This is a genomic window from Pseudodesulfovibrio pelocollis (assembly GCF_030282845.1).
In the GTDB taxonomy this organism is placed as follows: domain Bacteria; phylum Desulfobacterota; class Desulfovibrionia; order Desulfovibrionales; family Desulfovibrionaceae; genus Pseudodesulfovibrio; species Pseudodesulfovibrio pelocollis.
The window spans coordinates 22,132-43,595 of record NZ_JASTWE010000006.1 but is presented as its reverse complement, the minus strand read 5'-3'; the positions used below and the strand labels follow the sequence as shown (position 1 = coordinate 43,595).

General features: G+C 66.9%; 22 protein-coding genes. 17 read left to right on the top strand and 5 right to left on the bottom strand.

All coding sequences use genetic code 11. The features are described 5' to 3' along the window. Nucleotides 1–250 precede the first annotated feature (250 nt). From QQS14_RS03620 to QQS14_RS03590, 7 genes are all read left to right on the top strand, one after another. Nucleotides 251–892, top strand: coding sequence for an HDIG domain-containing metalloprotein (locus QQS14_RS03620; RefSeq protein WP_285905542.1), 642 nt, complete (start codon nucleotides 251–253; stop codon nucleotides 890–892). Next, a complete protein-coding gene (locus tag QQS14_RS03615) occupies nucleotides 858–1,772 on the top strand; it encodes a D-alanine--D-alanine ligase family protein (RefSeq protein ID WP_285905541.1) in 915 nt (304 codons plus the stop codon). The genes QQS14_RS03620 and QQS14_RS03615 overlap by 35 nt, the downstream gene beginning before the upstream one ends. Before the next feature lie 3 nt (nucleotides 1,773–1,775). Then, nucleotides 1,776–3,077 carry a 3-deoxy-D-manno-octulosonic acid transferase gene (locus QQS14_RS03610; protein ID WP_285905540.1) on the top strand — a complete coding sequence of 434 codons (1,302 nt, stop codon included), beginning with the start codon at nucleotides 1,776–1,778 and terminating at the stop codon, nucleotides 3,075–3,077. Between the two features lie 21 nt (nucleotides 3,078–3,098). Beyond that, complete coding sequence (gene kdsB, locus QQS14_RS03605) at nucleotides 3,099–3,839, top strand: 3-deoxy-manno-octulosonate cytidylyltransferase (RefSeq protein WP_285905539.1); 741 nt, start codon at nucleotides 3,099–3,101, stop codon at nucleotides 3,837–3,839. Then, a complete protein-coding gene (gene carA / locus QQS14_RS03600) occupies nucleotides 3,839–4,963 on the top strand; it encodes a glutamine-hydrolyzing carbamoyl-phosphate synthase small subunit (protein ID WP_285905611.1) in 1,125 nt (374 codons plus the stop codon). Before kdsB ends, carA begins: the two co-directional genes overlap by 1 nt. A gap of 42 nt (nucleotides 4,964–5,005) precedes the next feature. Further along, a complete protein-coding gene (locus QQS14_RS03595; RefSeq protein WP_285905538.1) occupies nucleotides 5,006–5,809 on the top strand; it encodes a tetratricopeptide repeat protein in 804 nt (267 codons plus the stop codon). Nucleotides 5,810–6,178: 369 nt separating this feature from the next. After that, a complete protein-coding gene (locus QQS14_RS03590; RefSeq protein WP_285905537.1) occupies nucleotides 6,179–7,702 on the top strand; it encodes an FAD-binding protein in 1,524 nt (507 codons plus the stop codon). Here the strand turns inward: QQS14_RS03590 and QQS14_RS03585 are convergent. The 5 genes from QQS14_RS03585 to QQS14_RS03565 all read right to left on the bottom strand — a co-directional run bounded on the left by QQS14_RS03585 (nucleotide 7,683) and on the right by QQS14_RS03565 (nucleotide 11,297). Continuing rightward, complete coding sequence (locus tag QQS14_RS03585; protein ID WP_285905536.1) at nucleotides 7,683–8,222, bottom strand: D-glycero-alpha-D-manno-heptose-1,7-bisphosphate 7-phosphatase; 540 nt, start codon at nucleotides 8,220–8,222, stop codon at nucleotides 7,683–7,685. The genes QQS14_RS03590 and QQS14_RS03585 overlap by 20 nt on opposite strands. Before the next feature lie 2 nt (nucleotides 8,223–8,224). After that, on the bottom strand, nucleotides 8,225–9,268 hold the full coding sequence (gene pdxA, locus QQS14_RS03580; RefSeq protein WP_285905535.1) for a 4-hydroxythreonine-4-phosphate dehydrogenase PdxA: 1,044 nt from the start codon (nucleotides 9,266–9,268) through the stop codon (nucleotides 8,225–8,227). A 45-nt stretch (nucleotides 9,269–9,313) separates the two neighbouring features. Continuing rightward, complete coding sequence (locus QQS14_RS03575; RefSeq protein WP_285905534.1) at nucleotides 9,314–9,787, bottom strand: NUDIX domain-containing protein; 474 nt, start codon at nucleotides 9,785–9,787, stop codon at nucleotides 9,314–9,316. Nucleotides 9,788–9,958: 171 nt separating this feature from the next. Then, nucleotides 9,959–10,573, bottom strand: a complete 615-nt coding sequence (locus QQS14_RS03570; RefSeq protein ID WP_285905533.1) for an L-threonylcarbamoyladenylate synthase — start codon at nucleotides 10,571–10,573, stop codon at nucleotides 9,959–9,961. A gap of 133 nt (nucleotides 10,574–10,706) precedes the next feature. Continuing rightward, nucleotides 10,707–11,297: a TrmH family RNA methyltransferase gene (locus tag QQS14_RS03565; RefSeq protein WP_285905532.1), complete on the bottom strand. Its 591-nt coding sequence runs from the start codon at nucleotides 11,295–11,297 to the stop codon at nucleotides 10,707–10,709. A gap of 161 nt (nucleotides 11,298–11,458) precedes the next feature. On the opposite strand from QQS14_RS03565, the gene QQS14_RS03560 reads away from it, so the two are divergent. From QQS14_RS03560 to lipA, 10 genes are all read left to right on the top strand, one after another. Beyond that, entirely contained in the window at nucleotides 11,459–11,854 is a 396-nt protein-coding gene (locus tag QQS14_RS03560; protein WP_285905531.1) for a response regulator, read from the top strand. A gap of 14 nt (nucleotides 11,855–11,868) precedes the next feature. Next, entirely contained in the window at nucleotides 11,869–12,594 is a 726-nt protein-coding gene (locus QQS14_RS03555) for an STAS domain-containing protein (RefSeq protein WP_285905530.1), read from the top strand. A 9-nt stretch (nucleotides 12,595–12,603) separates the two neighbouring features. After that, nucleotides 12,604–14,277, top strand: coding sequence for a chemotaxis protein CheA (locus QQS14_RS03550; RefSeq protein ID WP_285905529.1), 1,674 nt, complete (start codon nucleotides 12,604–12,606; stop codon nucleotides 14,275–14,277). A gap of 114 nt (nucleotides 14,278–14,391) precedes the next feature. Continuing rightward, nucleotides 14,392–15,582, top strand: a complete 1,191-nt coding sequence (locus QQS14_RS03545; protein WP_285905528.1) for an ABC transporter substrate-binding protein — start codon at nucleotides 14,392–14,394, stop codon at nucleotides 15,580–15,582. 41 nt (nucleotides 15,583–15,623) lie between these two features. After that, nucleotides 15,624–16,340, top strand: coding sequence for a precorrin-2 C(20)-methyltransferase (gene cobI, locus QQS14_RS03540; RefSeq protein ID WP_285905527.1), 717 nt, complete (start codon nucleotides 15,624–15,626; stop codon nucleotides 16,338–16,340). Between the two features lie 12 nt (nucleotides 16,341–16,352). Further along, nucleotides 16,353–17,144 carry a sirohydrochlorin cobaltochelatase gene (locus QQS14_RS03535; protein ID WP_285905526.1) on the top strand — a complete coding sequence of 264 codons (792 nt, stop codon included), beginning with the start codon at nucleotides 16,353–16,355 and terminating at the stop codon, nucleotides 17,142–17,144. Between the two features lie 107 nt (nucleotides 17,145–17,251). Further along, complete coding sequence (locus QQS14_RS03530) at nucleotides 17,252–18,853, top strand: ASKHA domain-containing protein (protein ID WP_425607910.1); 1,602 nt, start codon at nucleotides 17,252–17,254, stop codon at nucleotides 18,851–18,853. Beyond that, nucleotides 18,843–19,970 (top strand): small ribosomal subunit Rsm22 family protein, encoded by a 1,128-nt coding sequence (locus tag QQS14_RS03525; RefSeq protein WP_285905524.1) that lies wholly within the window; start codon nucleotides 18,843–18,845, stop codon nucleotides 19,968–19,970. The genes QQS14_RS03530 and QQS14_RS03525 overlap by 11 nt, the downstream gene beginning before the upstream one ends. Continuing rightward, complete coding sequence (lipB, locus tag QQS14_RS03520; protein ID WP_285905523.1) at nucleotides 19,967–20,629, top strand: lipoyl(octanoyl) transferase LipB; 663 nt, start codon at nucleotides 19,967–19,969, stop codon at nucleotides 20,627–20,629. Before QQS14_RS03525 ends, lipB begins: the two co-directional genes overlap by 4 nt. Further along, nucleotides 20,556–21,464 carry a lipoyl synthase gene (lipA, locus tag QQS14_RS03515; protein ID WP_285905522.1) on the top strand — a complete coding sequence of 303 codons (909 nt, stop codon included), beginning with the start codon at nucleotides 20,556–20,558 and terminating at the stop codon, nucleotides 21,462–21,464. The genes lipB and lipA overlap by 74 nt, the downstream gene beginning before the upstream one ends.

The following is a 21,464-nucleotide window of genomic DNA, read 5'->3' as shown; positions in this document are numbered from 1 at the left end:
GCGGGTTCACCATCGCGGGAACCCGCTTGACGCACGCCGGACGCTCGGGCTGCGACAGGGGCCATGGCTCGCGTCCCGGACAAGACCGCCCGCCTTCCCGGCCAGCGGCCACGCCGGGACAGGAGGAAATGCCATCTTCCCGATCCGGCGCGCTTTATTTTTCCCCCGCCTGCTGGTAGGTTGGAGCAGCCGGACGCAATGATGCCCCCGGCCAGACGACCAGTGCCCGGCGATCGGCACGGAAACCGCGATGAACGCCCGCAAGCCCGCCCCTGCCCCATGCCTCGAGATGCGCTCGCCCCTGCCCGCGCCGCCGCCCGTGGTCGTCGACCCGGGGCTCGCGGTGCCTGACGATGCCCGGTGCATGGAGCACTGGAGCGTCTTTGCCATGCTCGACAACGTGGCCGCCCACAGCCTGGTAGTGGCCCGGGTTGCGACCTTCCTGGCCCTGCGCGCCCGGGAGCTGGGCATGGCCGTGGACGTGCCCACGGTGCGCGCCTCGGCCCTGCTCCACGACATCGCCAAGTCCTACTCCATCCGCCACGGCGGCAACCACAGCCAACTGGGCGGCGCATGGACCGTGGCCCTGACTGGCAACCCGGCCATCGCCACCGGCGTCACCCACCACGTCTACTGGCCTTTTCCCCTGGACCTTGCCGACTATTTCACGCCGCTGGCGGTCATCTACGCGGACAAGCGCGTCCGCCACGACACGCTGGTCAGCATCGAATCCCGGTTCCGGGATCTCGACGCCCGCTACGGCGTCACCGAAGCCATTCGCCAACGCATCGAGATGACCAGGGCGCAGGCCATGGAACTCGAAGCGCTGCTCTGCGACACTCTTGAGGTAGATCTGAATGCATGTGATTTTGATTGCGGGCGGCTGGTCTGACGAACGGGAGGTCTCCCTCTCGGGCGCACGAAAGATCAACTCGGCCCTGGAACAACTGGGCCACGACGTCACCTTCCTCGACCCGGCGGAGGACTTCCAGAACCTCTTGCGCGTGGCCCGCGAGGCGGACTTCGCCTTCATCAACCTGCACGGCACGCCCGGCGAGGACGGCCTGATCCAGGCAGTGCTCGACAAGGCGGGCTGTCCCTACCAGGGGGCCGGTGCCGCCGCCTCCTACCTGGCCCTGAACAAGGCGGCCTCCAAGGAGGTCTTCGAGTCCGTGGGCATCCCCACTCCGGCCTGGCAGTTCGTCACCCGGGTGCAGGGGGTGGATACCCCGCCCAGGCTGCCGCTGCCCGTGTTCGTCAAACCCAACAAGGGCGGCTCCAGCCTGGGCATGAGCCTCGTGCACACGGCGGACGAGTTTCCGGCCGCCTTGGACACAGTCTTCTCCCTGTGCCAGTCCGCCCTGGTGGAAACATTCATCCCCGGCGTGGAGCTGACCTGCGCCGTGCTCGACGACCGTCCCCTGCCCCTGATCATGATCACCCCCAAGGGCGGAGCGGCCTTCTTCGACTACCAAAACAAGTACGCCGAGGACGGGGCCGAGGAGGTCTGTCCCGCGCCCGTGCCCGACGAGGTGACGCAGCACGTCCAGTCGCTCATGGTCACGGCCCACAAGGCCCTGGGCCTGACCGGCTACAGCCGGGGCGACTTCATCCTGTCCGGCGACGGCACCCCGTATCTGCTTGAGGTCAACACCCTGCCGGGCATGACCCCTACCAGCCTGCTGCCGCGCGCCGCTGCCCAGGCCGGCCTGCCCTTTGACTCCCTCATCGCCGAACTGATCCGCCTCGGCCTTGAAGAGCGGGGCCGCTAGGCCATGGCCAAGGGCATCGACGCGGCCCTGACCGCGTACAACGCGCTCTGGAAGTGCGCCTCCCCCATGCTCAGGCTCAATCACCGCCTGCGCGAGGGCTGGGACCAGCGCACCCTGACCGGCGGCCTGCCCGCCCGGGCCGATCTCTGGGTCCAGGCGGCCAGCGGCGGCGAGGCGTATCTTGCCTGGGAGGTGCTCAAGGACATGGTCCCGCCCGACGGCGGTCCCTTGCGCGTCCTCGCCACCTCGGCCACCCGGCAGGGGTTTGAAACCCTGTGCCGCGCGGCCGACGACATCAACGGCCGCAAGCAGGGGCTGGCCGTGCAGCCCTGGTATTTTCCCCTGGACGCGCCTTCGATCATGCGCCGGACCGTGGCCCATGTGCGCCCGCGCTGCGCCCTGATCCTCGAAACCGAGCTGTGGCCCGGGTTCCTCGACGCCTGCCGCAGGCAGGGCACGCGGGTGCTGCTGGCCAATGGGCGCATGACCGCCCGCAGCCTGGGCGGCTATCTGGCCTGGCCCGGACTCTTCCGCGCCCTGGCACCGGACCGGATCATGGCCGTGTCCGAGGCCGACGGCCACCGCTTCGCCACCCTGTTCGGCCGCGACCGCGTCCTGGTCATGCCCAACATCAAGTTCGACCGCATGACCGCGCCCGGCCCGACTGGCCCGACTGGCCCGACTGGCCATGACGACAACCCTCTGGCGGGCATCATCCCGGAAGACTCGCCCTTGGTGGTCTTCGGCTCGGTGCGCAAACAAGAACTGGCCGAGGTGGCCGGGCTGGCCGCCGGACTGCTGCGCGCCCGTCCCGAGGCCGTCATCGGCCTCTTCCCGCGCCATCTGCACCACATCCCCCTGTGGAGCAGGGCGCTGGACCGCGCCGGGCTGTCCTGCGCCGAACGCTCGCGCCTGACCGCCCCGGTCGCGCCCGGCTCGGTGGTACTCTGGGACACCTTTGGCGAGTTGCTCCCGGCCTATGGTCTGGCCCGGGCCGCCTTTGTGGGCGGCTCCCTGGCTCCGCTTGGCGGGCAGAACTTCCTTGAGCCCATCACCCGGGGCGTGGTGCCGGTCATCGGGCCGCACTGGAGCAACTTCGCCTGGGTCGGCCGGGAAATCTTTGACAGCGGGCTGGCCGTGCGCGCCGCCGACCCGGTCGAGGCCCTCGCCGCCCTGCTGCGCCTGCTTGACGACACGCCCTCGCGTGACCATGTCTCGGCCAGGGGCGCGGCCTACATCAAGGATCGCAGGGGCGGCGCGGCAGCGGTGCGCAAACAGGTTGCCGATTTTCTCGATAAGGATTAACAACCCTCTTCACGAGACGAGATGAGCACATTTCCCGAGTGTCACGGCATCATCCCGGCGCGGTACGAGTCGTCGCGCTTTCCGGGCAAGCCCCTGGTCGAAATCAAGGGCAGGCCCATGTTCTGGCACGTCCACGCCCGGGCCAGCCGCTGCCCGCAGCTTGGCAGCGTGACCCTGGCCACGGACGATGCGCGCATCTTCGACGCCGCCCGCAGCCTCGGCGTGCCCGTGGTCATGACCGGCAGCCATCACCAGAGCGGCACGGACCGGGTGCTGGAAGCGGCCCTGGCCCTGGGCCTCTCCCCCGAGGCCGTGGTGGTCAACATCCAGGGCGACGAGCCCTGCCTCGAACCGGCGATGCTCACCGAACTGCTCACCCCGTTCTCATCGCCCGAGGTGCGCGTGGCCACCCTGGCCACGCCCATGAGCACGGCCGAGGCGGCCTCGCCCGACAGGGTCAAGGTGGTCCGGGCGCGCAATGGCCGCGCCCTGTATTTCTCCCGCGCCGTGGTCCCCTTTGACCGCGACGCCGAGCCCGGCGGCCACCTGCTGCACATCGGGCTGTACGCCTTCCGCATGGAGGCCCTGCGACGATTCGGCCAACTTGAGCCGAGCCCGCTGGAGCTGCGGGAAAAACTGGAGCAACTGCGCCTGCTCGAAGACGGCGTGGACATATACGTGACCGAGACGAGGCATGCCTGCCACGGCGTGGACAGGCCCGAAGACCTTGAAAAAGTGAAGCATATTCTGGAGAACGAGTGATGAAAGCTATCCTGGCCCTGGAAGACGGCACCATTTTCAGGGGATCAAGTTTCACCGGCCAAGGCGAGGCCAGCGGCGAGGTCATCTTCAACACCGGCATGACCGGCTATCAGGAGATCCTGACCGACCCCTCCTACACCGGCCAGATGGTGGTCATGGCATACCCCCTCATCGGCAACTACGGCGTCAACCCCGAGGATGTGGAGTCGGCCAGGGTCCAGGCGGCGGCCTTCATTGTCAAGGAGTGCTGCAAGACCCCGAGCAACTGGCGCTCGACCATGTCCCTGCCCGACTATCTCGCACAGGCCGGAGTCATGGGCATCGAGGGCATCGACACCCGCGCCCTGACCCGCCACCTGCGCATCCACGGCGCCCAACGGGGCTTCATGGCCACCGGCAACGTCTCGCCCGACGAACTGGTGGACCGGGCCAGGGCCATCGAGAGCATGGAAGGCCTGAATCTGGCCGACCGCGTCTCCTGCGACAAGCCCTACACCTGGGACGGCACGCGCCCGGTCTTCATCGACGATCTCAAGGATTTCGCCTGGCAGGGCACCGGCCCCAGGCTGGTGGTCTACGATTTCGGCATCAAGTGGAACATCCTGCGGCTGCTGGCCGACCAGGGATTCGACATGCTCGTGGTGCCCTCCTGCTACAGCGCGGCCCAGGTGCGCGAGCTTGGGCCGGACGCGGTGTTCCTGTCCAACGGCCCAGGCGACCCGGCCGCCGTGACCACGGCCGTGGCGGCCACCCGCGAGCTTGCGGCCGATCTGCCCCTGGCGGGCATCTGCCTGGGGCACCAGATTCTCGGGCTGGCCATGGGCGGCACCACCTACAAGCTCAAGTTCGGCCACCACGGCTGCAACCACCCGGTCATCGACCTGCAAACCGAGAAGATCGAAATCTCCTCCCAGAACCACGGCTTTTGCGTGGGCATCGAGGGCTTGAATTTTCTCGAACCCACGCATATGAACTTGAATGACAGAACCCTCGAGGGATTCCGTCACAGGGAAAAGCCAATGTTGGCCATCCAGCACCACCCCGAAGCCGGACCCGGCCCCCACGACAGCCGCTATTTCTTCCCGCGTTTTCGTGATATGGTCAGGGACAGCACCGGAAAATAGGCGCCTCATCCGAACCGGCACCAACGCAAAGGGCAGGTACGCATGTCATCCGAACTGGTCAACGCACGAAAAAAACTGAACATGGTCAACACCATGCTCAAGAAGGGCAAGTACATGAACGCCGTCCAGTGTATTCACGACGGCCTCATCCTGCTGCTCAAGACCCCGACCATCAAGTCCGAGCGCGACGAGTTCGAGGATCTCCTCAAGAAGGTCACCTACAACCTGAGCAACGACCCGGACCTGCGCAAGCTCTACCCGCTGGTCATCAGCTACGAGCCGGGCAAGGAACGCGCCCTGCTCGACGCCATGCGCGAGCTGCTACAGGAATTGCAGAAGGTGCTCAACGAGGAAGTCCAGGATGACATGCAGGCCATCGTTGCCAAAAAGCGCGAGGCCCTTGAAAAGGGCCAGGCCCTGCTCGACCAGCAACAGTGGGACGAGGCAGGCAAGGTCTTCGACACCTTGGTCAGGGAGTTCGGCGGCGACACGGACCTCAAGGCCGACATCGCGGACCGCTACCTCAATGCGGACCGCTACAAGGAAGCCTTTCACATGCTGGACGACGCCCTGCGCGACGACCCCAACGCCATCCACCTGTACAACCGCATCGGCATGGTCCTGCGCAAGATGAAGGACTACGACACCGCCGAAAAATACTACATCAAGGCGCTCAGCCTGAGCCACGGCGACGAGTACCTGCACTACAACGTCGGCCGCCTCTACTACGACTGGCGCAAGTGGGCCAAGATGGCCCGGGCCGCCGAAGCCGCCGTCAGCCTCAATCCCGACTTCGCCGAGGCGGTAAAAATGCTCAAATTCGCCAGGAAAAAAATGGCCGAGTAGCCGGAAACGATCTCGCGACCCTTTACAAATGGCGGCCCAAGCCGCCATTTCCCTTTACAGGCCACCGTCTTCCTTGGTAGAGACCGCCCTTCCCCGACCTGGGGCATGGGAGGAAGGATGAATTATTGGACAGAATTGGGATGGATGGCCATACCCATGGCCGGATTAGAGATCGGCTTCGCGATCCTGATGTGCTACGTCTCGCACGCCCTCGACCAAAAACACCGGAACCGTCCCTGATCAGTGGGGCCTCGGCCCGACCCGGACGCACCACAGTGCTCCTGATTTTCCCTTGACCCCGGACCGGGGTCAGGGGAAAATTTCACTTGGGCAGACCAATCCGGCCAGCCCGGAAACCCACGGTGCCCCATGCCAGTCACCCCCCGACCCGCCACCCTTTGGCCGCCCAACCACGTGACCACAGACATCCTCGTCCTCGGCTCAGGGCTGGCCGGCTTGCGCGCCGCCTGGGCCGCCGCCGAGGCCAACCCGTCCCTCACGGTGACTGTGGTCCGGGCCGAAGCCGGGCCGACCGGCTCTTCCTTCGCCAACCGCAATAACGCGCTGGGCATCCAGCTGCCGGACACGGACGCGCGTCGGGCCGCCTTTTGTGCCGAGGTGCTGGCCCTGGGCGACCCCGGTCTGATGGACCCCGCCCTGGTCGCCATCCTGGCCGAGGAGGCCGAGGCCCGGGTGCGCGAACTCAGCACACTCGATCTGCGCTTTCGGCAAACCGACCGTGGTGCCCGGGCTCGGTTCCCGGGCTGCGGCAGCCTTGAGGCCCGTGCCCTGATTTTTGACGACCTTCTTGACGCATTCAATCAATTCTATTCAAAAACAATATCTTGCGGCGTCGCCTTTTTAAACGGTGTCGAGATTCTTGGCATCCTGACCAACGATGGCGCGGCCTGGGGGGCGTGGGGGGTTGAGATGACCACGGGTGAGCCAATGGCCCTGCGCGGTCGGGCTGTGATCATGGCCCTGGGCGGTCCGGCCCCGCTCTTTGCCCGTCATCAGGCCGGGCGCGGCAGCTCCGGTCTGGGGCTTGGCATGCTGGCAGATGCCGGGGTACTGACCGCCAACGAGCCGTATCTGCAATTCATGTGGGGCCGCGAGAACGGGGCATTCCTCACCCCGGCCCGGCTCCTCGGCCCGGGCAACCGGCTGATGATGCCGGAATCCGTCTTGCCAGACGCCAGCCTGCTCGATCCGAGTGAGGCCGTGGGGCAGGCGCTGAACGAATTGCGCGCCGCGCGCGCCCTGCACTGCCCGGCCTTCCACCACCGGCCCCAGGCCGTGCTGGACAGGCTGCTCCTGCGCGGGCTGCACCCGGACGGACTCGCCCGGGTGATCACGCCCGGGGGCGAGATCAGGGCCGGACTCTTCGCCCACGCGGGCAACGGCGGGGCCGTGGTGGACGAGCACGGGGCCACGACCCTGTCCGGCCTCTTCGCGGTGGGGGAGTGCGCCACGGGCATGCACGGGGCCAACCGGCTGGGCGGGGCCATGGTCCTGGCCACCCAGGTCTTTGGCCGCCGGGCGGGACTGGGCGCGACCCAGTACGCCGCTGGCGCGGAGTTGATGGACCCGGCCAAGTTTGACCAGTGTTATAAAGAGGTTGTCAGACACGTCGAGGCTTCGGAGGAGGGACGGCTGATCCTACAGACCATCGCCCACGGCCTTTCCCTCCATGCCCTGTTCGGCGGAACCCCCGGCCACGGGGACGGGCTCAAGGCGTTGCGCGCCGATTTGGCCGAACTGGCAAGGTCGTCCGACAGACGGGTCAGGCTCGCCGCCCTGGGTGGGCTGCTGGTGTCGAGGCCCACGGGAGACGCCTTTCAGGCTGATTTTTGGCAGAGAAATCGAACGCAGATCACTCCAGCCCGGCAATGATGTCTGCGGCCCCGGCGAGATCGTCTACCACGTGATCCGCGCTGTGGCGGCAGCGGGCCTCATGGTCGGCCCCCTTGCCGGTGCGCACCAGTATGGTGGTGGCACCCACGGCCCGGCCCAGGAGCATGTCCACGTCCTTGTCGCCCACGACCACGGCCCGGCGCGGGTCAAAGCCCAGGGCGGCCACGGCCTGCTCCATCAGCCCCGGAGCGGGCTTGCGGCAGCCACAGGCGTCCTCGGGCGCGTGGGGGCAATAGAATATGCCGTCAAGCTCCACACCGTGGGCCGACAGCAGTTCGGCCATGCGCGCATTGCAGGCGCGGACCGAGGCCTCGTCATAGTAGCCGCGCCCCACGCCGCTCTGGTTGGTCAGCACGGCCAGCCGCCGCCCAAGCCCGCGCATCCGGCGCAGCCCCTGGACCGCGCCGGACAGCAGTTCCACCCCGGCCGGGTCGCTCAGGTAGTGCTTGTCAGCGATGATGGTGCCGTCGCGATCGAGCAGGATGACGTCCGCCCCCATGGTCACTCCCCGGTCCCGGCCAACCGCCGGAGCATGTCCAGGGCGGCCTGAAAGCTGCCTATGGACGCCTTGCCCGTGCCCACCAGATCATAGCCCGTGCCATGGTCTGGCGAGGTGCGCGGATGGGGCAGGCCAAGGGTCACGTTGACCGCCCGGCTGAAGTGCAGGAGCTTGAGCGGGGCCAGCCCCTGGTCGTGATACATGGCCAGCACCGCAGGATAGTCGCCCCGGGCCGCGAAGTGGAAGATGGTGTCCGCCGGAAAGGGACCGGCCACGTCGATGCCCTCTGCCCGGGCCGCAGCCAGGGCGGGTTCGATAATCCGCGTCTCCTCGTCGCCGATGCGGCCGGACTCGCCCGCGTGGGGATTGAGACCGCACACGGCCACCGGCCCGGACAAACCCAGCGTTTCAACGAACCGGGCCGTGAGCCGCAAACAGCGCAGGACCCGCTCCGCAGTGACCAGTCCGGGCACCTCGCGCAGGGGCGGGTGGGTGGTGACGAGACTGACGCGCAGCACCGGGGCTGGAGCCCTGCCGGGATCGGGCTTGAACGCGGCGTCTGCGTCGGGATCATGGCCGCACAGGTGCATGCAGACCTGATCCGCGCCAACGCCAAGGCGCGTGGCCAGGAATTCGGTATGGCCGGGAAAGTCGAACCCGGCGGCCTTGAGCATAGCCTTGTTCAAGGGACAGGTGAGCAGCCCATGGGCCAGCCCGGCCCGAAGCAGGGCCACGGCCGCGTCCAGGCAGGTTCCGGCGGCCAGCCCGCCCTGCACCGTGGCCTGGCCGGGTGGAAAATCGAGACCGGCCAGTGCGGCGGGCTCGTGCACGTATACCCCGGCCCCCTTTCCGGCGATGGCGGCCGGGTCGTCGAGGATCTCCCAGAATCCGGGCAGCCCGAGCCGGTCAAGCTCGCGGGCCAGCACCGCCTCGGGGCCGAGCAGGAGCACGCGCTCGTCGCGCCGCCGGGCATGGACAAAATGCCGAACGGCCAGTTCCGGGCCAAGGCCGCAGGGATCGCCAAGGGTCACGCACAGGGTCAGCATGTCATGTCCGCCTGATGGGGTTGTCTTGTGGCTTCGCGTGGAATGTCACGCGGGCCGCGCCAGCCGGGCCAGGAAATCCGCCAGAATCCGGTCGTGATCAAAGGCGGTGCGCGGCAGCCGGTCCAGGGGAAAAAGCCGGACATCGCCCGCGTCGTCGCCCGCCCGCAGCGCTTTCATGTCCCGGGCCAGGCCGGTGTAGACCACGCTCATTGTATGGTGGCGAGGGTCGCGCGCGGGATCGGAGTAGACGCCGAGCAGGCCGGTCAGGATCACGTCCAGCCCGGTCTCCTCCCGGCATTCGCGCACGGCCGCCTGCTCGCAGGTCTCGCCGCAGTCCACGAACCCGCCGGGCAGGGCCCAGCCCAGAGGGGGATTGGCCCGATTGACGAGCACCACTGCGTCATCGCCCGAAGCATTGCCAGGGACCAGAATGACCACGTCCACCGTGGGCAACGGATTGCAGTGGCAGTGGGCGACCAACTCGCCGCCGCAATGAGGACAGGGTTTTCTCGATTCCATGCACTGCTCCCGGGCCGCCCGGCACAGCATCGCGCCGGGACCACGCCTCCTTGTGGCCCAACGCGCCGGGCAAGTCAAACCCCTGCCGTGCCAGCCAGATGAGAGCGCAGACGCTGTCCGCAGGCAGATCGCCGGGGCAGGCATGTGCCCGCCGGACGCAGGCGGTGCTTCCTAGGCAGGGTCGGCGATGGTCACGGAAAAACCCTTGTCACAGAGCTTCTTGACCGACACCGCTCCGTCGCGCAGCACCTCAAGCCGGGTGGCGCCGAGGACGCGGATGACTGTGGACGGCATGCCCCCCTTGGGCCAGGGCGGGTCCACGTAGGCCGCGCCCACCTTCTCCATGAGCCGGGGTGAGAGGTCTTCGGGCAGGGCCACAGGGGCCTCACCGCCCAGATTGGCGCTGGTGGCCACGATGGGTCGGCGCAGGCGGCGGGACAGCTCCGAGGCAAAGGGATGGCCGCTCCAGCGCACCGAGGTATAGCCCTCGTCGTCCGAAAGGCTCGGCGGCAGGTCGGGCAGCGCCTTGACCAGGATGGACAGGGGGCCGGGCCAGAAGGCGCTGGCCAGTTGCAGCAGGGCCGGGGGCCTGTCGTCCGTGACCAGGCCGAGCATGTCCACCCCGCCGATGATCAGCGGCAGCGGCTTGGCCGCGCTTCGCCCCTTGATCTCCATGACCTTGTCGCAGGCCGCCGCATTGGTGGCGTCGCAACCCAGCGCGTAGAGCGTTTCGGTGGGATAGACGACGACATCTCCCGCGGTCATGGCCTTGAGTAGATTCTGCAAGCGTGCCTCCAATCCGTGCGCATTGCTGACAGCGGCCGCCGCCCGTGGGCTGCCCGGCCGGGCATGGAAACTTGGCCGAATATGTATACCTGAACGGACGCCCTTTCAACGAAAAAATGGGCGGCATCGGCCATCAGCGGCCATACCACTCGGCACGCAGGGCGGCCAGCTCCCCGGCATCGAAGGACGGGGCGTCGTACAGGCCCGCCCGATACCGCTGCGTGAAGGCCTCGTAGAGGATAATGGCCGCAGCCACAGAGACATTGAGGCTCTGGACCATGCCCTGCATGGGGATGTACACTTCGTCGGGCACCAGGGCGGCCAGCTCCGGCGAGGTGCCTCGGTGCTCGTTGCTCAGGATCACGGCCGTGGGCCGGGTGAAATCAAAGGCCATCACCGGCCGGGCCGTGGCCGAAAACCCGGTGCGAAGCACCTGCCCGCCCTCGCGGGTCAGCACCTCCACCATGGATGGCGCGTCCACATGCTGGTTGAGCCGGATCCACTTCTTGGCCGAGCCCGAGCTCTTCCTGCCCAGGTCGGGCCATTGCGAGATGGTGTAGTACAGATGCACGTCCGACACGCCAAAGGCGTCGCAGCTGCGCAGCACGGCCGACACGTTGTGCGGGTCCCAGATGTTGTCCATGACCAGGGTCAGGTCCCTTTGCCGCCGGGCCAGCACCTGGTCTATCCGCTGTTTTCTTTTTTCCGATATTTCGCGTCTCATGGCGGTTTGGTACCCGAAGATCGCGCGGGAGCGCAAGGGCGGCGTGGTCAGCCCGAACGGCCCCGAGGCATTATTTTTTCACGCAAGTTATTGACAAATTTTTCCATTACATAGGAAAAGGTAGATGACTCTTTCACCTGTCCAAGAATCAGGGGACGCCGATGCGAGCACTCATTGTCGAGGACGAATTTCTGAGCAGGAAGGTCCTGAAATCCTTCCTCATGACCCTTTTTGAAGTGGAGATCGTGGTCAACGGCCGCGAAGCCATAGAGGCCTTCAGGCTGGCCCACAGTGAAAACCAGCCCTACGCCCTCATCCTCATGGACATCATGATGCCGGAGGTGGACGGCATCGAGGCCCTGCGCCAGATCAGGGAGATGGAAGCCCGGGAGGGCCTCACCCCGAGGGTCAAGGTGATCATGACCACGGCCCTTGACGACCCGCAGACGGTGATGAAATCCTTCTACGACGGAGAGGCATCGGCCTACATCGTCAAGCCCGTGGTCAAGGAAAAACTCTACAAGGAGCTTGAGAAGCTCAATCTTCTCAGCAAGTAGGACGGGGAGCATTCATGAGCGACGACCCGATGGTGGAGGAGTTCTTCTCCGAGGTCAACGACAAGTACTACCCCCAGGTGATGGAGGGACTGGAACTGCTCGAAGGCGGCGAGGTGGCCCAGGGAGTGGAGATTCTCTCGCGCCCGCTGCATACCATCAAGGGCGTCACCGGCTTCATGCCCGGCTTCGAGCCCGCCTCGCACTTCACTCACAAGATCGAGGATTTCCTCAAGAAGGTCCAGTCCGGCGATGTGGAACCCGCCCAGGAGAACCTGACGCTCCTCTCGCGCGGGATCAACATGATCTTCCAGGTGCTTGAGCAACTCAGGGACGACACCGTGGACGAGGAGGAGCAGGAGGAGGTGCTGGCCCTGATCATCGAGGCATCGGCCAGCAGGCAGGTGGGCACAGAAACCGTCGGAGCCGGGGTGGAGGTGGCCGTGCGCGACACCGTCACCATCATCAGGGTGCGTGACCGCCGCGTTCATCTGGAGGGACACTACAAGCCCATCATCTCGGCCGTGCTCGGCGTGGAGCCGGGCGACAAGATACTGCTCGACCTGAGCCAAGTGCTCACCTTCGGCTCCACGGCCTGGGCCACGGTGGCCAGCATGGGCACCACCTTCAAGGTCGCGGCCTGCGCCCTGAGCCCCGCCGCCAAGCAAACCTTCTACGCCTGGGGATTCGACGCCACCATCGCCGTGTATCCCGACGAAGACACCTATTTTTCGATCCAGTAAGGAGACTCCATGCAGGACAGCATCAGCAAATGCATCGTAGACATCGAGAAACAGATTCTCGACATGGCGGACTCCGGCACCGGGGCCGGGGAAGCCGTTGATGCGCTTGGGCTGTCACACATGAAACTCTCCAGCGCGAGCGTCATCACGGTGCTCGACATGCTCACCGACGGCATCACCCCGGTCAATGACGACATCGTCACGGCCATGCTCGGCGTGTGCGAGGCCCAGAAGCGGTTCCTCTTCGCCGTGGCGGGCCTGCTCGACGCGGACACTGCGGGCCTGGGCCGCAAAGAGTCGCGCCCGGCGGCGGTGGAAGGCGAACGCTTCGAGAGCGAGGAAGCCGCGGCCAGGGCGTTTCTGGACCCGGCTGCGGTTTCGTTCGAGGCCACCCGGGAAGATGACCTGGACGATGGCGACGAGGAAGCCACCAAAACCCCGGAAGCCAAGACGGACAAGGCTGACAAGGCCCCGTCCGCCCAGGCCATCTCCTCCATCCGCGTGCCCACGGACAGGCTCGACAGGGTCATCGAGCTGGTGGGCAAGCTCATGGTCACCTACGCGGTCATCGCCCAGGGCGGCGCGCGCAACCTCGCCCAGATGGCCGCCTCGCTACGCGAGCTGGACAACGTCATCAGCCGGTTGCAAAAAGAGGTGGACGCCATCCGTCTGGTGCCCCTCAAGCAGATTTTCATGCCCATGCACCGGCTGGTGAAGAGCCTGAGCCAGAAGATCGGCAAGAAGCTCGAATTCACGGTGCGCGGTGACGAACTGGCCCTGGACAAGACCATTGTCGAAAGCCTCAACGAACCCCTGGTCCACCTGCTGCGCAACGCCGTGGACCACGGCCTGGAAACCACCGATGGCCGCAAACAGGCAGGCAAGGACGAGACGGGCAACGTCATCCTCTCGGCCTGGCGCAAGGGCGACAATGCCTTCATCCAGGTGCGCGACGACGGACGCGGGCTGGACCCGGACCGCATCCTGGCCAAGGCTCTGGAAAAGGGGCTTGCCGACCCGGACAAGACATACGAAACACCTGAGATTCTTCAATTCGTGCTCCAATCCGGTTTCTCCACCGCCGAGCAGGTCACCGACGTCTCGGGACGGGGCGTGGGCATGGACGCGGTGATCAACGTCATCCGCACCACCCTTGACGGCGACATCGCCATTGAGAGCACACCGGGCAGGGGCGCTTCCTTCACCATCTCAATCCCCCTTGACCGCTCGGCCAACGAGGGCATCGTGGAGGCCCTGGTCTGCAAGGTGGGCGGCGACACCTTCATCGTGCCCAGCCGCGACGTGGTCGAGATATACATGCCCCGCAACCACAACGTGGTCGAGCTGCCCGATGGCCGCGAGACCGTGGACGTGCGCGGCGAGGTTCATTCCCTGCTCCGGCTGGCCGACCTGCTGGGCCTTGAGCCCGAGGTCACGAACATCGAGATGGCCCAGGCCATCGTGGTCCGCGTGGGCGACTACAAGGCCGCCATCCTGGTGGACGAGGTCCTCAGGCAGCAGCAGGTGGTCATCACCGGCTTCACCGTGCCGGTGGAAGAAATCTTCCACATCCCCATCCTCGGCTTCGGCATGATGGGCGAGTCCGACGCCCTGGTCATCGACACCGAGAAAATCCTCCACTATTTCGAGGAGCTTCGGGGCGTGGCCACTGCGGCGTCCTGACCCGCTGCCGTGACGCCCTGACGAACCGCCCTCGTCCTGCCAATGGACCACTGCCACGGGAAGAGGGCGTCCTCTTTCCCGCCGATCCCCCCGACGAGGGAGATTCATGCCCGGATGCCGCTGCACCCTCCGGTGGCCGGGACGGACATGGGCCGGTGGCCGGGCGCGTCCGGGCCGGGCCTCTTGCCCGACGCGCCCACTTCGAGTATGGACATCCGGCACACCCTGAGCGACCCGGCCATCGCCCTCACCCCCGAGACCATCCGGGCGGTGTTCTGCGCACGCGCCATCGTCGGCCGCATGGCCTTTGGACCCATGACAATCGCCTCCGAGACCAAGGACTTCAACATGACCCGCCTGCGCACCACACTCTCTCTTCACTCCCTGTCCCCCCTCGCCCTGCGCCTCATCCTGGCCCTGCTCATGGTCATGACGCTGCTGCCCGGCCCGGCCCCGGCCCAGAGCGTCCGGGACGACACCGGGCGCGTCATCGGGGTGTCCGCGCCCTTCACCCGGATCATCTCGCTCTATTCCGCCCACACGGAAAACCTCTTCCAACTCGGCCTGGACGACGCAATAATCGGCGTCACCGAGCACGAGGACTTCCCCTCCACCGCCCTCGAAAAACCTGCCTTCACTGCCCGCGACAGCGTGGACAAGCTCCTGGCCGCCCGGCCGGACCTGATACTCATCAGGCCCATGCAGCAGGCCGACCAGCCCGACCTGTGGGCCGCCTTGGAGCGCCACGGCGTCACCGTCGCCGCCCTGCAGCCGGACACCGTCTCCGAGATGTACGACTACTGGCGCACCCTGGGCACCCTGACAGGCAGGGAGGTGCAGGCCGAGGAAATGGTCGGCCGGTTCAAGGACGGACTTGTCCTGGCCCGGCAGCGGATGGAAAGCATCGACCCGGCCCGGCGGCCCGGCGTGTTCTTCGAGTCCATCCACCGCAGGTTTGCCACCTTTGCCCCAGGCTCCATGCCCATCTTCGTGCTGGAAACGGCCGGAGGACGCAACGTGGCCGCCGACGCGGCCTCTCGCGAGGGTACCAACATCGCGGACTACGGCCTGGAACGCATGCTGGCCAAATCCTCGCAGATCGACGTCTACCTCACGCAATACGGCGCGATGAACTCGGTGACCGTCAGGGACATCGCCACCGGCCCGGCGGCGTCGCGCATCAAGGCCGTGCGCGACCGCAATGTCTTTCTGGTGGACGAGCGGCTGGTCTCGCGGCCCACCATGCGGCTGCTGCGCGGCATCGAAACGGTCCACACCCTGCTCCATCCCACGGCCTGGAACTGACAAACACCCCGGCGCGAAAGGCCCACGGGAGAATCCATTACATGACACAAAAAGGCACCCTCTACGGCATCGGCGTCGGCCCCGGCGACCCGGAACTGCTCACCCTCAAGGCGGTCCGCGCCCTGGGGCAGGTGGACGTCATCTTTGCCGCCTCCTCCACCAAAAACGACTACTCCACGGCCTATGACATCGCTCGCCCTCACCTCAAGGCGAACGTGCGCGTGGAGCATCTCGGATTTCCCATGACCAAGGACGATGCAGAGCTGAACGCGGCCTGGGAAGCCAACGCCAAGGCCGTGGCCCGGGTGCTGGACCAGGGGCTGGACGCCGCCTTCATCACCCTGGGCGACCCGCTGACATACTCCACCTACGGCTACCTCCAGCGCACCCTGCTGGCCACGGACCCGACCATCCGGCTTCAGGTCATTCCGGGCATCACCTCGTTCCACGCGGCGGCCGCCCACATCGGGCTGGTCCTGTGCGAGTCCAAGGAATCGCTGCTCATCACCTCGGGCGTGTCCGATCCACAGCGCCTCGAAGCCCAGCTTGACGTGGCGGACAACGCTGTTATCCTCAAGGCCTACAAGAATTTCGAGGAGATCCGGTCCACCCTGGAGCGGCTGCGGCTGTCGGACAAGACCGTGCTCGTGTCGCGCCTTGGCATGGAGGGCGAATCCATCCTCATGGACATCAGGGACGCGCCCGCCACGCCGCACTACTTCTCGCTGGCGCTGGTCAAGAAAAACACCGGGAAGTAGGAGCGCCGAGACATGAAGAAAGCCATCGTCCTCGCAGCCTTCGGCTCACGACACGATAACGCCGTCGCCTCCCTGGCCCGCATCACCGAGTGTGTCCGCCGGGCGCATCCCGAAACCCAGGTGTGCGTGGCCTATACCTCCAAGACCATCCGGGGGCACATGGCCAGGGCGGGCGAGGCAGTGGAATCCGTGCCCGACGCCCTGGACAGGCTGCTGGCCGAGGGCGTCACCCATGTGGCCGTCCAGTCCCTGCACCTGATCCCGGGCACCGAGTTCCACGGCCTGCTGGAGCTGGCCAACGAGCGGATGCTGCGCGGCGGCTTCAGCCGGGTGGAGGTGGGCTTTCCCCTGGTGGCGGGCGAGGCCGGGGTGGACAGGGTGGTGGACGCCATCCTGGCCGAGGCCCTGCACGGCCGCAGCGAACACGATGCCGTGCTCTTCATGGGCCACGGCACCAAGCACGACGGCAACGTCTACTACGACTGTCTGCACCAGGCCTTTCAGGCGCGGGACAAGGCCGTGCACATGGGAGCCATGGAAGCCGAGCCCGGCATCGACACCATCATCGAGCGGTTCACCGGGAGCGGCGTGAAGCGCGTCTATCTCCTGCCCTTCCTCTTTGGCGCGGGCTGGCACGCGGCCCGCGACATGGTGGGCGAGGAGGCGACCAGCTGGAAGACCCGGCTCGAAGACGCGGGCATCGAGTGTGTGCCCGTGCTCAAGGGCGCAGGGGAATACGACGCCCTGGTGGACATCTGGCTGACCCACCTGGACGACGCCATGCGCCGCCTGTCGCGCTGCTGAGTTTCCCGGCTCCTCCCCTCGCCCCGCGCCTCACCCGCCTGCCGGGGCCGGGCCAGATGCTCATTTACAGCCGGTTGGGCATGGGCTAGTCTGCCCGCCACAGGGACATGATCGTGAGCATACTGATACACACCGCAGACGGCGGCCACCTGGCCCTTGAGCCGCGCCTGGGCGAGAGCCTGGCCCGGACCATCTTCCTGAGCCGTTTGTGGCACGACGTGCCGCTGTGCTCGGGCCTGGGCAAGTGCGGCCTGTGCCGCGTGCGCTTCGTCTCCGCCCCGCCCGATTCCACCGGCGAGGAACTGAAGAAACTCGGCCGCGACGCCCTGAACCAGGGATGGCGGCTGGCCTGCCTGCATCCGTCCGAGCCGTGCGAGGTGGAGATTCCGGCCCCGGTGCGCAGCGCCCGCGCCGTGCGCGCCCTGGCTTCATCCGGGGGAGACGCGGCCCCGGCCGGAGGCGGCTTCGTCTTGGCCGGAGGAGACTTCGTCTTGGCGGTGGACCTCGGCACCACCTCCATCCACTGGACGGTCCTGGCCGACGGCCAGCCTGTGGCCACGGGCCAGGAACTCAACCCCCAGACCGGCCTGGGCAGCGAGATCATGTCCCGGCTGGCCGTGGCCGCCACCGCCGAGGGCCGCTTTGTGCTGCGCGCCCTGATCCTTGACCGGCTGGCCGAGATCGCGGCCATGGCCGCCCGGAACATGGGCGGCGCGTGCACCGGACTGGCCGTGTCCGGCAACCCGGCCATGACCTACATCCTGCTCGGCATGCAGCCAGACGGGCTGGCCGCCGCGCCCTACGCCCTGACCTACGCGGGCGGCGACGAGCGAAGGCTTGGGGCAGGGTTGCCCCCGGCCCACATCCCGCCGCTGCTGGCCCCTTTCGTGGGCGCGGACATCAGCGCCGGGCTGGTGGCCATCGAGTACGGCAGCGCACCGCACTATCCCTTTCTACTGGCCGACCTGGGCACCAACGGCGAGTTTGTCCTGGCCCTGTCGCCAGATCGACGGCTGGTGGCCAGCGTGCCCATGGGTCCGGCCCTGGAGGGTGTCGGCCTCTCCTTTGGCCGCACCGCCGGGCCGTCCACCATCACCGGCTTCCGGCTGACCCCGCAGGGCCTCGCGCCCGTGCGTTTCGAGGGGGATTCGGCCGACGGGCCGCCCACCGCCATGACCGGCACGGGCTATATTTCCCTGACCGCCATCCTGCTGCGCCATGGCGTGCTCGACGATGCGGGCCACTTCGCCACCGGCACCACCCCGCTGGCGGCAAGGCTGGCCGCCCGGCTGACCACCCTGGCCGACGAGCCTGCCCTGGCCCTTGACCACGGGCTCTTTCTCCCGGCTTCGGACGTGGAGGAAATCCTCAAGGTCAAGGCGGCCTTCAACCTAGCCATGTCCGCCCTGCTGGCCGAGGCCGGGCTGTCCCCGTCCCGACTGGCCGCCGTGCATGTCGCCGGGGCCCTGGGCGAGCATGTCTCCTTGGACGACCTGGAGACGCTGGGTTTCCTGCCGCCCGGCCTGGGAGCCAGAACCGTCAAGGCGGGCAACACCTCGCTCAAGGGTACAGAGAAGCTCGTGACCGATCCCGGGGCACGGGCCTTTGCCCGGACGCTGCCGGACACCATAACCGCCCTCGACCTGACCGCCGATCCCTCCTTCGGCCACAGGTTCATGCAAAGGATGCGCTTCACCCATGTCGATTGACAGCCTTTTTCCCAACATCACGTTCGAGAACACGGCCGAGCTGGAACGCTTTGGCGACATCCTCAAGCAGGTCTGGCCGCTCAAGGCCAAGCATCGGGAGCAGCTCAAGTACGACATCCGCGACATGTCGCGCAGCCTGACCAACGAGCGCTCCGAGCGGCGGCTCGACTACATGGGAGAGGCCCGGTTCCTCTCGCCCTACCTGTGCTATTTCCTGCCGTGGAACCTCTACCGCATGTCGCGCCTCTTCGGCGGCATGGAGCTGGACATACCCGACGACGGCGAGGTGGTGGACCTCGGCTCCGGCCCGCTCACCTCGGTCATCGCCCTGTGGATGTCGCGGCCGCATCTGCGGGGGCGCAAGCTCACCTTCACCTGCATGGACCGGGTGCCCAAAGCCATGCAGGAAGGCCTCAGACTCTTCAACGCCGTGGCGGGCGACACCCCGTGGCGCGTCAAGACGGTCAAGGCGGCCTTCACCGACCGCATCCTGCGCAAGGCGGATATGATCATCGCGGCCAACGCCTTCAACGAGCTGGACTGGTCCGGCCGCATCGCCCGGCCCCAGGCCGAAAAGCTCGCCCGGCACATGACCGGCGCGTGCAAGGAGACCGGCCGCATCCTGCTCATCGAGACCGGGGTGCGCCTGACCGGCCGCATCATCGCCGAGATGCGCGGCCAGTTCATGGCCCACGGATTCATGCCCATCGCCCCCTGCCCGCACACCCTGGAGTGTCCCATGCCCGCCACGGGCCAAGGCGCCCCCTGGTGCCACTTCAATCTCTCGATCAAGGGCGCGCCCAAGTGGCTTGAGTTGCTTTCGTCCGAAGCGCGGCTTGAGAAGACCGGCGTGTCGCTCAATTTCCTCTATCTCTCGCGCAAGGGGGCCAAGGATTTCGGCGCGGTGCGCCTCATCTCCGAGCCCTTCCCCTTGCATGGCGGCCTCGGGCAGTACGCCTGCTCGGACAAGGGGTTGACCCTGATGGACTACGGCAGGCACCGCCCCCTGTTCCCCGGGCAGGCAATCATCCCGCAGTGGCCGGCCACGCCAAGGACGGATCTCAAGTCCGGCGCCCTGCTGCTCCCCTACAAGCCCGGCCCCGTCGAATCGAAATGATCATCACCGACCTCGGACTCATCAGCTACGCCCAGGCCGAGGCGATTCAGCTCGAAACCCTGGACAGGGTCACGGCGGATGAATGCGACAACACGCTCTTTCTGCTGGAGCACCCCAAGGTCATCACCCTGGGCCGCCAGGGCGGGACCGAGAACCTGCATGTGGACGCATCGTTCCTGGCCGCCCAGGGCATCGAACTGGCCCGCACGGCGCGCGGGGGCAACATCACCTGCCACTTTCCGGGCCAGCTGGTGGCCTATCCCATCTGGCGGGTGGAGAAACGGCCCGGCGGCATGCGCCGGTTCTTTCACGACATGGAGGCGGCGGTCATCGCCACCTGCGCCGCCTTTGGGGTCGCCACGATGCGCCGCCCCGGCCATCCCGGGGTGTGGGTGGACGAAAGCCGCAAAATATGCTCAATGGGCATCGGCGTGCGCCGCTGGGTCACCTATCACGGCCTGGCCCTCAATGTGGGCCGCGACGTGAGCCTGTTCGACATTATCACCCTGTGCGGCATAGCAGGGGCGCGGCCCACCTCCCTGAGCGCCGAGGCCGACCGCGACATCACCATCGAGGAAGTCAAGCATGTCTTCTCACGCGAATTCAGAAAAGCCTTTGCGGATTCCGCCCTGGCTGCGGATCAGACTGCCCGGCAATGAGCGGTTTTCGAGCACGGCCGGGCTCATGGACGACCTGCGCCTGAACACGGTCTGCCAGAGCGCCAAGTGCCCCAACAAGTGGGAGTGTTTCTCAAGGAACGTGGCCACCTTCCTGATCATGGGATGCGTGTGTTCTCGCAACTGCGCCTTCTGCAACATCGCCCCGGGCCGCCTGGAGCCGCTGGAGGCCGACGAGCCCGCCCGCGTGGCCGAGGGGGCGCGCAGGCTCGATCTCAAGCACGTGGTCATCACCTCGGTCACCCGCGACGACCTGCCCGACGGCGGGGCCGGACACTTCGCGGCCACCATCCGGGCCGTGCGCCAGACCCTGCCGGACTGCACCGTGGAGGTGCTCATCCCCGACTTCCGGGGCGACGAGGCAGCCCTGCACAGCGTGCTCGACGCCCGGCCCGACGTGCTCAACCACAACCTTGAGACCGTGCCCGTCCTGTATCCGGCCATCCGGCCCCAGGCCGACTACCGCCAGAGCCTGACACTCCTTGAGCGGTCAAAACAGCTGGCCCCAGCCATCCCCACCAAGAGCGGCATCATGGTGGGCCTGGGCGAGACCGACGCCCAGATCCTGCCCGTGCTCGACGACCTGGCCGCCATCGGCTGCGACATCGTCACCATAGGCCAGTACATGCGCCCCTCGCGCCAGCATCCCCCCGTGGCCCGCTACGTGGAGCCAGCCGCCTTCGACGCCTATGCCGTCCAAGGGCGCGAACGCGGCATCCGCCACGTCTTCAGCGCGCCCCTGGTCCGCTCAAGCTACAACGCGGCGCAGTTCGTGGCGAAGGGACAAGGAACGGACAAACCAGGCCCGACGGCGTAA